General features: G+C 70.2%; 12 protein-coding genes. 8 read left to right on the forward strand and 4 right to left on the reverse strand.

Annotation, left to right across the window (positions count from 1 at the left end; all coding sequences use genetic code 11):
• Window positions 1–27 precede the first annotated feature (27 nt).
• Both tsaD and GGQ97_RS03065 read left to right on the forward strand, forming a co-directional pair.
• Window positions 28–1,059 carry a tRNA (adenosine(37)-N6)-threonylcarbamoyltransferase complex transferase subunit TsaD gene (gene tsaD / locus GGQ97_RS03060; protein ID WP_168067579.1) on the forward strand — a complete coding sequence of 344 codons (1,032 nt, stop codon included), beginning with the start codon at window positions 28–30 and terminating at the stop codon, window positions 1,057–1,059.
• Window positions 1,056–2,033: an NAD(P)H-dependent glycerol-3-phosphate dehydrogenase gene (locus GGQ97_RS03065; RefSeq protein ID WP_168067580.1), complete on the forward strand. Its 978-nt coding sequence runs from the start codon at window positions 1,056–1,058 to the stop codon at window positions 2,031–2,033. Before tsaD ends, GGQ97_RS03065 begins: the two co-directional genes overlap by 4 nt.
• On the opposite strand, the gene GGQ97_RS03070 is transcribed toward GGQ97_RS03065, so the two are convergent.
• Entirely contained in the window at window positions 2,030–2,197 is a 168-nt protein-coding gene (locus tag GGQ97_RS03070) for a DUF1674 domain-containing protein (RefSeq protein WP_168067581.1), read from the reverse strand. The genes GGQ97_RS03065 and GGQ97_RS03070 overlap by 4 nt on opposite strands.
• Before the next feature lie 17 nt (window positions 2,198–2,214).
• Between GGQ97_RS03070 and GGQ97_RS03075 the strand changes: the two genes are divergently transcribed.
• Genes GGQ97_RS03075 through purH form a run of 4 tightly spaced genes read left to right on the forward strand, consistent with a single transcriptional unit; the run spans window position 2,215 to window position 7,362 of the window.
• A complete protein-coding gene (locus GGQ97_RS03075; protein ID WP_245197830.1) occupies window positions 2,215–3,444 on the forward strand; it encodes an RsmB/NOP family class I SAM-dependent RNA methyltransferase in 1,230 nt (409 codons plus the stop codon).
• 18 nt (window positions 3,445–3,462) lie between these two features.
• Window positions 3,463–4,125, forward strand: coding sequence for a ribulose-phosphate 3-epimerase (gene rpe, locus GGQ97_RS03080; RefSeq protein ID WP_168067582.1), 663 nt, complete (start codon window positions 3,463–3,465; stop codon window positions 4,123–4,125).
• A complete protein-coding gene (locus GGQ97_RS03085) occupies window positions 4,122–5,762 on the forward strand; it encodes a heparinase II/III family protein (protein ID WP_168067583.1) in 1,641 nt (546 codons plus the stop codon). The genes rpe and GGQ97_RS03085 overlap by 4 nt, the downstream gene beginning before the upstream one ends.
• A 7-nt stretch (window positions 5,763–5,769) precedes the next feature.
• On the forward strand, window positions 5,770–7,362 hold the full coding sequence (purH, locus tag GGQ97_RS03090; RefSeq protein WP_168067584.1) for a bifunctional phosphoribosylaminoimidazolecarboxamide formyltransferase/IMP cyclohydrolase: 1,593 nt from the start codon (window positions 5,770–5,772) through the stop codon (window positions 7,360–7,362).
• Between the two features lie 114 nt (window positions 7,363–7,476).
• On the opposite strand, the gene GGQ97_RS03095 is transcribed toward purH, so the two are convergent.
• Window positions 7,477–9,009: a lipopolysaccharide biosynthesis protein gene (locus GGQ97_RS03095; protein ID WP_168067585.1), complete on the reverse strand. Its 1,533-nt coding sequence runs from the start codon at window positions 9,007–9,009 to the stop codon at window positions 7,477–7,479.
• Window positions 9,006–11,786, reverse strand: a complete 2,781-nt coding sequence (gene polA, locus GGQ97_RS03100) for a DNA polymerase I (RefSeq protein ID WP_168067586.1) — start codon at window positions 11,784–11,786, stop codon at window positions 9,006–9,008. The genes GGQ97_RS03095 and polA overlap by 4 nt, the downstream gene beginning before the upstream one ends.
• Window positions 11,787–11,915: 129 nt before the next feature.
• On the opposite strand from polA, the gene GGQ97_RS03105 reads away from it, so the two are divergent.
• Window positions 11,916–12,356, forward strand: a complete 441-nt coding sequence (locus GGQ97_RS03105; RefSeq protein WP_168067587.1) for a hypothetical protein — start codon at window positions 11,916–11,918, stop codon at window positions 12,354–12,356.
• A gap of 16 nt (window positions 12,357–12,372) precedes the next feature.
• Here the strand turns inward: GGQ97_RS03105 and GGQ97_RS03110 are convergent, their stop codons facing one another.
• Complete coding sequence (locus GGQ97_RS03110; protein WP_168067588.1) at window positions 12,373–13,071, reverse strand: Crp/Fnr family transcriptional regulator; 699 nt, start codon at window positions 13,069–13,071, stop codon at window positions 12,373–12,375.
• 65 nt (window positions 13,072–13,136) lie between these two features.
• Between GGQ97_RS03110 and GGQ97_RS03115 the strand changes: the two genes are divergently transcribed.
• A complete protein-coding gene (locus GGQ97_RS03115; protein WP_168067589.1) occupies window positions 13,137–13,316 on the forward strand; it encodes a hypothetical protein in 180 nt (59 codons plus the stop codon).
• Window positions 13,317–13,321 lie beyond the last annotated feature (5 nt).

A 13,321-nucleotide genomic window follows, 5' to 3' on the forward strand; every position in this document is an offset into this window, starting at 1 on the left:
GCAAGCGAACCGCAAAGGCGGCTTCGAATGGCATTGATCCTCGGTCTTGAATCGTCCTGCGACGACAGCGCGGTGGCGCTGGTCACCAGCGACCGGCGCATCCTCGCCCAGCGCGTGGTCGGCCAGAATCAGGCCCATGCCCCGTTCGGCGGCGTGGTGCCGGAGATCGCCGCGCGCGCCCATGTCGAGGTGCTTCCAGGCCTGGTCCGCGAGGTGCTGGACGAGGCGGGCGTCGCGCTGGGCGAGGTCGATGCAATCGCCGCCACCGCCGGGCCGGGGCTGATCGGCGGCGTGATGGTCGGGCTGCTGACCGCCAAGGGGCTGGCGCTGGCCGCGAACAAGCCGCTGGTCGCGGTCAACCACCTCGAAGGCCATGCCCTGTCGCCGCGGCTGGTCGATCCCGACCTCGGCTTTCCCTTCCTGCTGCTGCTTGCCAGCGGTGGCCATTGCCAATTGCTCGAAGTGCGCGGGGTCGGCGACTACCGGCGGCTCGCCACCACCATCGACGATGCGGCGGGCGAAGCCTTCGACAAGGCCGCCAAGCTGCTTGGCCTGCCCTATCCCGGCGGCCCTGCGATCGAGGCGCTGGCGCGCGACGGTGACGCCAAGGCGGTGCCTTTGCCGCGCCCGCTGGTCGGCAGTCCCGAGCCGCATTTCTCCTTCGCCGGGCTGAAGAGTGCGGTGCAGCGCGCGGTCGCGGCCGGCACCCATCGCCCCGCCGACATCGCCGCCAGTTTCCAGCAGGCGGTGATCGACTGCTTCGTCGACCGCACCCGCCGCGCCCTTGCCGTGAGTGATGCGCCCACGCTGGTGGTGGCCGGCGGGGTTGCCGCCAATTCGGCCGTCCGCGCCGCGCTGCAGGGCCTGGCGCAAGAGCAGGGCCGCGGCTTCTCGGTCCCGCCCGGCTGGCTGTGCACCGACAATGCCGCCATGATCGCCTGGGCGGGTGCCGAGCGGTTCGCCGCCGGGCTGGTTGATGGTCTCGACGCCCCGGCGCGGGCGCGCTGGCCGCTCGACGAGGGCGCCGAGGCGGTCAGGGGTGCGGGAGTGAAGGCATGAAGATCGGGGTGATCGGCGGAGGCGCATGGGGCACCGCCCTCGCGCAGGTTGCGGCGCAGGGCGGCGAAACCCTGTTGTGGTCGCGCGAGCCCGAAGTCGCCGCAAGCATCGCCGAAGCGCGCGAGAACCGCCTGTTCCTGCCCGGCGTGCCGCTTTCTGACGCGATTCGCCCGACCACCGAGCTCTCCGACCTGGCCGAGTGCGAGGCGTGGCTGGTGGTCACCCCGGCGCAGCACATGCGGCGGGTACTGGAAGCCGCGCCGGGCTGCCCCGGTGCGCTGCTGCTCTGTTCCAAGGGGATCGAGGAAGCGAGCGGGCAACTACTCCACCAGGTCGCACGCGAAGCCTGCCCCGGCGCGTCGGTGATGGTGCTGTCGGGCCCGACCTTCGCCCACGAAGTCGCCGCCGGCCTGCCCACCGCACTGACCCTCGCCGCCGAGATCGAGGCCGAGGCGGAGGCAGTCCGCGCCCGTCTCGCCCGGCCCGCTTTCCGCATCTACCTCAGCGACGACGTCGCCGGGGCGGAGGTCGGCGGGGCGGTCAAGAACGTGCTGGCGATCGCCTGCGGCGTGGTCGAGGGCCGCCGCCTCGGCCAGAACGCCCGCGCCGCGCTGATCGCGCGCGGGTTCGCCGAAATGACCCGCTTCGGGCTTGCCCGCGGCGCTCGGGCGGAGACGCTGGCGGGCCTGTCGGGCCTCGGCGACCTCGTCCTCACCTGTTCGTCCACCAGCAGCCGCAATTTCTCGCTCGGCAAGGGACTTGGCGAAGGGCGCCAGGCGGCCGAGCTGATGGCCGACCGCCGCACCGTGGCCGAGGGCGCGTTCACCGCGCCGGTGCTGCGCCGGCTGGCCGAGGCCGAGGGCGTGGAAATGCCGATCGTGGCGGCGGTCGACGACCTGCTGGCCGGGCGCGCCGACGTCGACGCGGTGCTCGGGCGGCTGCTCAGCCGTCCGCTACGCCCTGAAAGGACCTAGAAATCCCACGCAATTCCGCTCTTTTCCCAATCACCGTAACGAACCGGATCGAGCCGCGGCTTGTCCCCGGCGGGCGGCGGCGCGGGCTCGACCGGCTCGGGCTCGGGAACCGGCGGCGACTTGCTGAGATAGGCGGGCGGCTGAAGATTGGCTGGGCGCGGCATGATGGGGGAGATGGGCGTTGAATCGGCCGCAGCCAAGAGGGACCCAAGCAGGGGTAGAGGCGCGCCGTTCCGCGCTCCGCATCCTCGACCGCGTCGTGCGCAGCGGGCAGACGATGGATTCGGCGGCGCAGGGCCTCCAGAAGCTTGAGCCCGGCGACCAGGCGCTGGCCCTCGCCATTGCCGGCGAAACCCTGCGCCGGCTGCCGCTGCTCGACCGACTGATCGACGGCGCGACCCGGCAGGTGCTGCCCGACGATGCCAAGGCCCGGATGGTGCTGCGCCTGGCGCTGGCCCAGCGTATCGCGCTCAAGGTGCCCGACCATGCGCTGGTCGCGACCGCTCTGCCGCTGGTCGAGGGCGGTCCGCGCCGGCTGGTCCACGGCGTGCTGGGCACGCTTCTGCGCGGAACGCTCCCCGACGCGGACGAGGGCGCGCTGCCGGACGCGGTGGAACAGCGCTGGACCGCGGCGTGGGGAACCGAGGCAGTCGAGGCCGCCCGCCGCGCCATCGTCCGGCGCCCACCGCTCGATCTCAGCTTCCGCACCCATGAGGAGGCACTGGCCTTTGCCGAGGCGGAGGGCGGCACCAGCCTGGCCGAACGCCACGTCCGCCTGTCCGACGCCCGCCCGGTCACCGGCCTGCCCGGATTCGCCGAAGGGCGCTGGTGGATCCAGGACCTGTCCTCCACCCTCCCGGCGCGGATGATCCCCGCCGACGCGGCCCGCGTTCTCGACGCCTGTGCCGCACCGGGCGGCAAGACCCTGCAGATCGCCGCCGCCGGCCACCGCACGATCGCGCTGGATCGCTCCGAAAGTCGTCTGGCGCGACTTCGCGCCAACCTGTCGCGGACCGGCCTCGAGGCGGAGATCATGACCGGGGACGTGCTCGGCTACGCGCCCGCGGAGCCATTCGACGCAGTGCTGCTCGACGCGCCCTGCTCCGCCACCGGTACTTTCCGCCGCCATCCCGAAGTCCTGCTCCGCGCGTCCGGGCGAATCATCGCCGAAAGCGCCGAACTGCAGGGCCGACTGCTGACCGCCGCGGCGGCCTGGGTGCGGCCGGGTGGCAGCCTGGTCTACGCCGTGTGCAGCCTCGAACCGTCGGAAGGCGAGGAGATCATTGCCAACTTCCTTGCGCAGCGCTCCGACTACACCCTCGCCGAGCAGCGCCGCGTACTGCCCGGCGAAGCCGAGGACCAGGGCGGAATGGACGGCTTCTTTGCGGCTCGCCTTGTGAAAGCGGCCTAGTCCCGTCTAATCGGTCCCATGGCCGCTCCGATCATCGCCCCTTCGATCCTTTCCGCCGACTTCGCCCGCCTCGGCGAGGAGGTGCGGGCGATCGACGCGGCGGGGGCCGACTGGATCCACATCGACGTCATGGACGGGCATTTCGTGCCCAACCTGACGATCGGCCCGATGGTAGTAAAGGCGCTTCGCCCGCACAGCGCCAAGCCGTTCGACGTCCACCTGATGATCAGCCCGGTCGACCCGATGCTCGACGCCTTCGCCGAGGCCGGGGCCGACATCATCACCGTCCATCCCGAAGCCGGGCCACACCTCCACCGCACGCTCCAGCGGATCCGCGGGCTGGGCAAGAAGGCCGGCGTGTCGCTCAATCCCGCGACCCCGGCCAAGATGCTCGACTATGTGCTGGACGAGATCGACCTCGTGCTGGTGATGAGCGTCAATCCGGGCTTCGGCGGGCAGAAGTTCATCGCCTCCCAGCTGCGCAAGATCGAAGCGCTGGCCAAGCGGATCGCCAAGGAAGGCCTCGACGTCACGCTGGAGGTCGACGGCGGGGTCGACGCGGAGATCGCCCGCAGTTGCGTCGACGCCGGTGCCACCGCGCTGGTCGCCGGCACCGCGGCCTTCCGCGGCGGCGCTGACCATTATGCGTCCAACATCGCCGGACTGAAGGGCAGCGCATGACGGCAGGCGGGGGCGGTCTTTCCCGGCTTGCGACGGTTCCGCTGCTGCAGCGGCTGCGTGCCCGCGGAAAGCCGCCGCTGCGCCTGATCGGCGTCGCCCGCGATCATGTCACCGGGTCCAAGGCGCGCGGCGAGCAATTGCTGGCCGGCCGCTTCGTCAGCGGCGGCGAGGCGGTCGAGCTGTCGGGCCTCGACTGGACCAGTCTCGATCCCCTCACCCCGGTCGGGGCAGAACTGCACGGCTTCGGCTGGCTGCGCGACCTGGCGGCGGCGGCGACCCGTGAACGCGGCGCTCCGCTTGCCGAGGACATGGCCGGGCGCTGGCTGCTCGCGCACGGTGCCAAGGTCGATCCGGCCTGGGCCCCGGCCCTGTGGGGAGAGCGGCTGCTCAACTGGCTGGCCTATGCGCCCTATCTCCTCTCGCGGCGCGACAGCGATTATCGCTCGGCTCTGCTCAACACCGCCGCCCGCGCCGCGCGCCACCTGTCGGCCACCGCCGACGAGGCTGCACCCGGGCTGCCCCGGATCACCGCCTGGGCCGGGCTCACCGCCGCCTGCCTGCTGCTGTCGTCGGGCACCGCGCGGCTGGCCAAGGCCGAGGGCGGCCTGTCGCGGGCCCTCGCCAGCGCGCAATATGAAGACGGCGGACTGATGAGCCGCTCGCCTGCCGAGCAGGCGGTGCTGGTCGACCGCTTGGGGCTGCTGCGCGCCGCCTACGCCGCTGCCCGCCACGATTTTCCGCAAGGGTTCGAGGATGCCGGCGCCGCCGCGCTCGCCGCGCTTCATGGCGTCACCATGGGCGACGGCACCTTGTCGGCCTGGCAGGGCGGCAACGAGGGCAGCCGCGCCGGGCTTGCGGCGCTGGTCGAGGGCTGCGGCTTCCGCGCCCGACCGCTGCGCAATTCGCGGGGCTGGGGCTATCACCGGCTGAGCGCGCTCGGCACCATCCTGGTGATCGACGCCGCGCCGCCCCCGACCCGCAAGCTCGCTCGTACCGGCTCCGCCTCCTCGCTCGCGCTGGAGATCAGCGACGGGCAGCAGAAACTGGTGGTCAATTGCGGCGGCCCCGGACCCCACGCCAGCAGCCTGCCCGAAGGTCTGGCCGCCGCGCTGCGCACCACCGCCGCCCATTCGACCCTGACGCTCGCCGATACCAACAGCACCGCGATCCAGCCCGACGGGTCGCTCGGGCGCGGGGTCGACGAGGTCACGGTCACCCGCTCCGAGGACAATGATGCCAGCCGGATCGAGGCCGCGCACGACGGCTATGTGCGGGGCTTCGGCCTCGTTCACGGCCGCGCGCTCAGCCTTGGCAACGACGGCAAGGAAGTGCGCGGGCTCGACCGGTTGACCCCCAAGGGCCGCCGCAAGATCCGCGAGGACGTGCCCTTCGCCATCCGCTTCCACCTCGCGCCCGGGGTCGAGGCCGTGCCCACCGCCGACGGCCTCGGCGCGCTGATCCGCTCGCCCGGTGCCCCGCCCTGGAACTTCCGCTGCCGCGGTGCCCAGCTCGGGCTCGAGGAAAGCGTAGTCGTCGACGGCAGCGGCGCGCTCCGCTCCACCCTCCAGCTGGTGCTCGTCGGCGAGGTTTCGCACCTCGGCGCCGAGATCGGCTGGCAATTCCGCCGCTCCAGCTAGGATCCCCATGACCGACCTCGTTCCCGCTCGCCGCGCGCTGCTGTCCCTTTCCGACAAGAGCGGCCTCGAAGAACTTGCGGCCGGCCTGGCGAGCCACGGGGTGGAGCTGGTCTCGACCGGCGGGACCGCCGCCCGGCTGCGCGAGCTCGGCCACCAGGTCCGCGACGTCAGCGAGCTGACCGGCTTTCCCGAGATGATGGACGGGCGGGTCAAGACGCTCCACCCCAATGTCCACGGCGGGCTGCTGGCCGTCCGCGACGACCAGTCTCACGCCGCCGCCGCCGCCGACCATGGGATCGGCTACATCGATCTCGTCGTCATCAATCTCTACCCGTTCGAGAAAACGGTGGCGGGCGGCGCGGACCGCGACACGGTGATCGAGAACATCGACATCGGCGGCCCCTCGATGGTCCGCTCGGCGGCCAAGAACCACCGCTACGTCGCCTGCCTGACCGACCAGGCCGATTATCCGGCGCTGCTGGCCGACCTTCGCGAGCATGGCGGCGCGACGTCACTGACGCTGCGCAAGCGCCTTGCCGCCACCGCCTTTGCCCGAACCGCCACCTATGACAGCGCGATCGCCAGCTGGTTCGCCTTTGCCGACCAGGGTCAGCAGCTCCCTCAGACCTTGCCGCTGGCGATGACCAAAGCGAGCGACCTTCGCTATGGCGAAAACCCGCATCAGTCGGCCGCGCTCTACGTGCCGCAGGCCGCCGGCAATGCCGGGGTCGCCGGTGCGCGGCAGGTGCAGGGCAAGGAGCTCAGCTACAACAACCTCAACGACGCCGATGCCGCGCTGGAGCTGTTGTCCGAATTCCGCGACGGCGAGCCGGCCTGCGTGATCGTAAAGCATGCCAATCCCTGTGGTGTTGCGGAGGGCGCGACGCTTGGCGCCGCTTACGAAGCCGCCTTCCGCTGCGACAGCGTGTCGGCGTTCGGCGGGATCGTCGCGGTCAACCGCCCGCTCGACGGCGAGACTGCCCGCGCCATCACCGACATCTTCACCGAAGTGGTGATCGCCCCAGACGCCGACGAGGACGCGCTGGCGGTGTTTGCGGGCAAGAAGAATTTGCGCCTGCTGCTGGTCGGCAAGCTGCCCGATCCGCGCCGGCCCGGCCTGATGGTCAAGAGCATCACCGGAGGGCTGCTGGTGCAGGGCCGCGACAATGGCGTGATCCGGCCGTCGGAGCTGAAGGTCGTCACCCGCCGCCAGCCCACCGCCCGCGAAGTGTCGGATTGCCGCTTCGCCTGGACCGTCGCCAAGCACGTCAAGTCGAACGCCATCGTCTACGCCAGGGACGGCGTCACCGCCGGGATCGGCGCGGGCCAGATGAACCGCCGCGATTCGGCGCGGATCGCCGCCGCCAAGGCCCGCGAGGCGGCCGAGACGTTCGGCTGGGACCAGCCGCGCACCGTCGGTTCGGCGGTGGCGAGCGACGCCTTCTTCCCCTTCGCCGACGGCCTGCTGGCAGCGGTCGAGGCGGGCGCCACGGCGGTGATCCAGCCCGGTGGCTCGATCCGCGACGACGAGGTAATCGCCGCCGCCGACGAAGCGGGCCTGGCGATGCTGTTCACCGGAATGCGCCACTTCCGGCACTGACGGAGCCCCGAGCGCAGCAAAGCTGCGTTAGAGAGGCGGCGTCACGGACGGCCTGCGCGCGAAGCCGCGACAGCACCGACGACGCGAATTCACTTCGCGCCGTCCCGCGTTTGCCTAGCGCGCGGCGTCGCCGGTCGTGCCCGCCGCCGGCAGGTCGACGGCGATGTCCTTCTTCTTGGTCTTGAACAGCAGCCGGTCCTCGGGGCCAAACCCCTTGATCCAGATGATCAGGCCGAACGCGCCGAGGATCAGCGGAATGCCGAGGACGAGTTCGAGCCATTCGGGCGCCAGCTTGACCGCTTGCCCGACGAGGATCGCCGCGGCGGCCGCCCACAACAGTGGCCAGCGCCAGCCGCTGACCGGAGCGCCGAGCAGCCGGCCGGCAAGCCGCGACTTGGTGACGGCAGCAAAGGTCAGCGCCAGGCATAGCGCCACGGCGGGCGCGGTGGCCTGCCATTCGGGCGGCCAGCCGAGGCGGCGGAAGATCAGGATCAGCGCCACCGTCAGCACCGCCTGCAGCGCCAGCATCGCCAGGCTCAGCATCATGTTGCGGTGCCGCGCGATGTAGATGAGTGCGGCCTCGCTGGTGGTGGCGGTGGCGGCGATCACCTCCGCGCCGAGCAGGAAGATCAGCGCCGCGGTGCCGGCAACGAATACCGGCCCGACCAGCCCCATCACGCCCTCGCCCGGAATACCGAGCGCAAGCGCCACCGCCGCCTGCGCCGCGATCACCCAGAAGCCGACCTGGCGGATCTGCCGCGCGACCCCGACCCGGTCACCTTCCTCGAGGCTGCGGCTGATCACCGGACCGAGGATGGGGTCGAAACTGGTCTTGAGCTTGCTCGGCAGCGAGGCGACGTTTTGCGCGACATAATAGATGCCGACCAGCGCCGGGGTGGCGAACAGGCCGAGGATGGCGAGGTCGATCCGGCGGCTGGCCCATTCCACCGTGTCGGCGGCGGCGATCGGCATGTAGCGGCGGGCGAGCGACCAGCTTTCGGCCGGATTGGGTCGCCAGCCGGCGGCCCTGCCGTAGGTGCGGAAGAACGGAATGGCCGAGGCGATCAGGGCCCCGATCATCGACAGCGCGTAAGCGAAGATCAGCCCGTCGCGCTTGGAGATGAAGGCAAAGGCGAAGGCGGCGATGCTGATCGTCCACGGCTCGACGATGGCGCGGGCGCGGACGGTCGCGCCGACGTCGTGGCGATAGGCCAGCGCAGCCAGCATGACGTCGCTCCACGCCAGCGCCAGCACCGCCACCGGAAGCAGCCATTCGAGGCCGTAGATGCCCGAATTGGGAAACATGATCCGGGGAAACAGGAACAGCAGGGTCATGCCCACGACCGCCGCGAGGAAGGCGACCAGCAAGGCGTCCCAGGTAACGCAGACATGCGGCTTTTCGGTCTTGCTCAGTTGCTGGGCGAGCCCGCGCTTGAGGCCAAGGGTCGACAATTGCGCGACGAACTCGACCACCAGCACCGCATAAGCGAAGCGGCCGAGCGCTTCGGCCCCGTACATGCGGCCGGCGATGAACAGGAACGGCAGCCGCGCGGCGAGGCGCAGCAGGAAACCGAAGAAATTGATCCGCCCGCCCCGCGCCAGCGCGGCAAGATCCTGGCGGCCGGTTTCAGCGGTTTCCGCGCTCAATGCGCGACGCCCCAGTTGGCGCCCCAGCCCACTTCCACGCTGAGCGGCACGTCGAGGGTGACCACCGGCTCGCCGGCCGACGCCATGACGTCACGAATCACCGCCGCAGCGCGCTCCTCGTCGCCGTGCGGTACTTCGAACACCAGTTCGTCGTGCACCGACAGCAGCATCCGCGTCCCGCCCAGGCCGGCTGCCTCGAGCGCGCCCGGCATCTTGACCATCGCGCGCTTGATGATGTCGGCGCTGGTGCCCTGGATCGGCGCGTTGATCGCCGCCCGCTCGGCCCCCTGGCGGAGGTTCATCACGCCCGAGCGGATGTTCGGGAAATGCGTCTTGCGCCCGAACAGGGTCTGGCTGAATCCGCACTCGCGGACCTGCTGGAGCGTGGTCGAGATGTAAGTCTTGATCCCCGGAAAGCGCTCGAAATAGCGGTCGATCATGTCCTTGGCCTCGTCGCGGCCAATGCCCATTCGCCCGGCCAGGCCGAAGGCGGAGATGCCGTAAAGGATGGCGAAGTTGATCGTCTTGGCCTTGTTGCGGCTTTCCTTGCCCTCGTCACCGAACACTTCGCGCGCGGTGATGGTGTGGACGTCGTCGCCCCGCGCAAAGGCTTCCTTCAGCTGCGGCACGTCGGCCATGTGCGCGGCCAGCCGAAGCTCGATCTGGCCATAGTCGGCCGAAAGCAGGCTGTGGCCATCCTCGGCGATGAAAGCGTTACGGATGCGGGCGCCGATCTCGGTCCGGATCGGGATGTTCTGGAGGTTGGGGTCGTTGCTCGACAGCCGGCCGGTCTGCGCGGCGGCCAGCGCATAGCGGGTGTGGACCCGCCCGGTGCGCGGATCGATCTGGGTCTGCAGCGCGTCGGTGTAAGTGACCCGAAGCTTGGTCAGTTGCCGCCATTCGAGCACCCGGCGGGCCACCTCGACGCCCTCGGCCTCGAGCCGCTCGAGTTCGCTCTGGTCGGTCGAATAGGCACCCGACTTGCCCTTGCGCCCGCCTTTCAGCCCCAACCGGTCGTACAGTACCGAGCCGAGCTGCTGGGGCGAGCCGATGGTGAAGGGGCCGCCGGCCGCCTCGTAGATCACTTCTTCCAGCCGAGCCGTCTCGGTCGCGAAGGTCTCCGACAGTTCGGCAAGGTAAGCACGATCGACCTTGATCCCCTCGCGCTCCATCTGCCCGATCACCGGCACGAGCGGCAGGTCGACCAGGCGATAGACGCGGGTTGAGTTTTCGGCCGCCAGACGATGCTCGATGCGGTGCCACAGGCGCCACACCATGTCGGCATTCTCGGCCGCATATTCGGTCGCGGCGGCGATCGGCGCGTCGCCGAAGCGGATGGTCTTCTGCCCGGTCCCGCAGACCGCTTTCAACGGCAGGCAGGCGTGCTCGAAATGGCGCTTCACCAACTCGTCGAGGCCATGGCCGAAGCGTCCGCTGTCGAGCGCGAAGCTGGCCAGCATGACGTCCTCGCCGGCCGCGACGGTGATCCCGTGATCGGCCAGCAGGCGCAGCTGGTCCTTGAGGTTGTGGCCGATCTTGAGGACCGACGAATCCTCCAGCAGCGGCTTCAGCAGCGCCAGTCCCGCGGCAAGCTTGATCTGGGCCGGGCCCTCGCTCAGCAGATCGCCGCCGCCGTGGCCGAGCGGGACATAGGCCGCGCGGCCGGGTGCCAGCGCCAGGCTGACCCCGGCCAGCCCCTCGGCCAGGCCGTGGCCGCCGTCGCCTTGCAGGTCGATCGCGACCTTGCCCTGCTCGCGCGCCTCGGCGATCCACTGTTCCAGCGTCGCGGCGTCGGAAATGGTCAGGTAGGCCGAGCGGTCGACGCTGATCGCTTCGGCCTCGCCGGGCCCTGCCGGCATCGGCGCCGGGGCCGGTCGCTCACCGTCCGACGGTCGCGCACCCTGCCCGACCATCCGGTTGAGCAGGGTCTTGAAGCCCTGGTCGACCAGGAACTCGCGCAGCGGCTCCTCGGGGATGTTCTTGAGCTCAAGCGCATCGAGCGGCTCGGGCAGGTTCATCTCGCACACCAGTCGCACCAGCTCGCGGCTGAGGCGCGCCATGTCGGCATGCTCGATGAGGTTTTGCCTCAGCTTGGGCTTCTTGATCCCGTCGGCCGCGGCCAGCACCGCTTCGAGGCTGCCATGCTCCTGGATCAGTTGGCTGGCGGTCTTCGGCCCGACACCGGGCACGCCCGGCACATTGTCGACGCTGTCCCCCATCAAGGCCAGCACGTCGCCGAGCTGCTCGGGCGGAACGCCGAACTTCTCGACCACCGCCGCGCGGTCGAAGCGGCGGTCATTCATGGTGTCGAGCATGTCGACCGAGCCGTCCTCGATCAGCTGCATCAGATCCTTGTCGGAACTGACGATGGTCGTCATCCAGCCGTTCTTCTTCGCCTCGGTGACGTAGCAGGCGATAATGTCGTCGGCCTCCAGCCCGGCCTGTTCGATACAGGGGATGGAGAAGGCGCGGGTCGCGACGCGGATCAGCGGCATCTGCGGGACCAGGTCCTCGGGCGCCGGAGGCCGATGCGCCTTGTACTGGTCGTACATCTCGTTGCGGAACGAGCTCGACCCCTTGTCGAGGATCACCGCCATGTGGGTCGGCCCGTCGGCCTTGGACAGGCTCTCGGCGAGCTTCCACAGCATCGCGGTGTAGCCATAGACCGCGCCGACATTCATCCCGTGGCGGTTGGTCAGCGGCGGCAGCCGGTGATAGGCGCGGAAGATGTAGCTCGATCCGTCGACGAGATAGAGGTGGGGCTGGGCGTCAGGCATGAACCAAGGGCCTTAGCAGGTTCGCCCGGTCAAGAAACGCCCAGCCGCGGGCAAAGCCTCGTTTGATCCTGATCAATGCCGCCGCGCCGACGATCGGCCACTTTCCGCGCAACAGCCAGGAGAGATTCGATGACCGATCGTTTCGACAAGCAGATGCTACTCGCCCGCGGCGAGGTGGTCGCCCCGCCCCAGCAGGCCGGCATGGCCGAACTGCCGTTCTGCAAGGACCGCAACTTCGGCCTTCCGCCCGCATTGCTGCTCGGCGCGTTCGGCTTCTTCTTCGCCTATCTCGCGGTGATGTGGGTCGGCTTCGCGGCCGACGGGCTGGTGCTGCCGATGGTCGTCAACTTCATCTTCGTCGCGGCGTTTGCCTTCGTCCCCGCCAAGTGGGCGACGATGAAGCCCGAGCACAAGGCCAAGGCGCTCGACTGGGCAGCGTTCCGGGCGCGCGGGATCGATACCGCGACCGGGCCGACGCCGGCGGGGGAAGCGACCACCCTGGTCCTGCTGCTGCCCGCCTGCATCTTCCTGTGGGGCATTGCCACGACCACCATCGCGGCACTGGTCTGATCACCTCCGACCCGCCTTACGGCAGGGCGGCTCTCCCCAGCTGCGCGGCGTCGACCAGCTCGATGCCGCGCAGCCCGTGGCGGCGAATGGCGCCGCTTCGTTCCAACGCGGAAACCTGCCTGCTGACGGTCTCGATGGTCAGCCCGAGCAGCCCGGCCATCTCCGCCCGGCTGAGCGGAAGGTCGAACCGCGCGGCCGGGTGGCAGGGCGAATCGCTCGCTGCATCGGCCATCGCCAGCAGAAAGGCGGCGACCCGCTCCCGCGCGCTGTGCCGACCGACCATCGCCATCAGCGAGCGGGCACCGAACAAATCCTCGGACGACCGCCGCAGCAGCGCGCGGGCAAGCTCCGGATAGCGTTCCACCGCGGCTTCATATTCGGCGCGGGTGAACAGGCAGACTTCGCTTGCCGTCAGCGCCACCACGTCGAACCGGGCAAGGGGCGCGAACAGCTCCCCGACGAAGCCGGCCGGATGGACCAGGCTCAGGATCCGCTCATCGCCCTCCACGTCGGTGGTGGCGATCTTGAGCGCTCCGCGGACCAGGGTCGCGCAACGGTCGTTGGGTTCGCCCGCCGCGAACAGGGTTTCGCCCGGCGCCAGCACGCGATGCCGACCGAGCCGCGCCAGTTCCTCGCGTTCGCCCTCGTCCAGCGCCGCGCAGGCCGCGCGATCGCGGACCGGACAGCTGGCGCAGGCAAGCGGGCTCGAGCTCATGGCGATGGTGTAGCCGATTGCCGGCGGGGATTGCCACCGCCGCGCCGGCGTCCGATGACACCGGCATGGGTGAACGATTCGAACGCCACCGGCAGCCGTGGACCGCCGACGAGAACACCAAGCTCCACACGCTGGCGGCCAAGGGCATGGGCCTCAAGGCCATCGCCAAGGCGCTGACCCGAAGCGAGGAAAGCACGCAGGCCCAGGCCAAGGTGCTCAAGCTCAAGATCGCCAAGATGCGCTGAGCAAC

This window comes from Sphingomonas kaistensis (genome assembly GCF_011927725.1).
Classification (GTDB): Bacteria; Pseudomonadota; Alphaproteobacteria; order Sphingomonadales; family Sphingomonadaceae; genus Sphingomicrobium; species Sphingomicrobium kaistense.

Excerpts from the sequence above, each read along its gene's own strand:
- GGQ97_RS03065 (WP_168067580.1), top strand. The coding sequence starts at position 1,056 with ATGAAGATCGGGGTGATCGGCGGAGGCGCATGGGGCACCGCCCTCGCG.
- GGQ97_RS03070 (WP_168067581.1), bottom strand. The coding sequence starts at position 2,197 with ATGCCGCGCCCAGCCAATCTTCAGCCGCCCGCCTATCTCAGCAAGTCG.
- purH (WP_168067584.1), top strand. The coding sequence starts at position 5,770 with ATGACCGACCTCGTTCCCGCTCGCCGCGCGCTGCTGTCCCTTTCCGAC.
- GGQ97_RS03085 (WP_168067583.1), top strand. The coding sequence starts at position 4,122 with ATGACGGCAGGCGGGGGCGGTCTTTCCCGGCTTGCGACGGTTCCGCTG.
- GGQ97_RS03105 (WP_168067587.1), top strand. The coding sequence starts at position 11,916 with ATGACCGATCGTTTCGACAAGCAGATGCTACTCGCCCGCGGCGAGGTG.
- tsaD (WP_168067579.1), top strand. The coding sequence starts at position 28 with ATGGCATTGATCCTCGGTCTTGAATCGTCCTGCGACGACAGCGCGGTG.
- GGQ97_RS03110 (WP_168067588.1), bottom strand. The coding sequence starts at position 13,071 with ATGAGCTCGAGCCCGCTTGCCTGCGCCAGCTGTCCGGTCCGCGATCGC.
- GGQ97_RS03115 (WP_168067589.1), top strand. The coding sequence starts at position 13,137 with ATGGGTGAACGATTCGAACGCCACCGGCAGCCGTGGACCGCCGACGAG.
- rpe (WP_168067582.1), top strand. The coding sequence starts at position 3,463 with ATGGCCGCTCCGATCATCGCCCCTTCGATCCTTTCCGCCGACTTCGCC.
- polA (WP_168067586.1), bottom strand. The coding sequence starts at position 11,786 with ATGCCTGACGCCCAGCCCCACCTCTATCTCGTCGACGGATCGAGCTAC.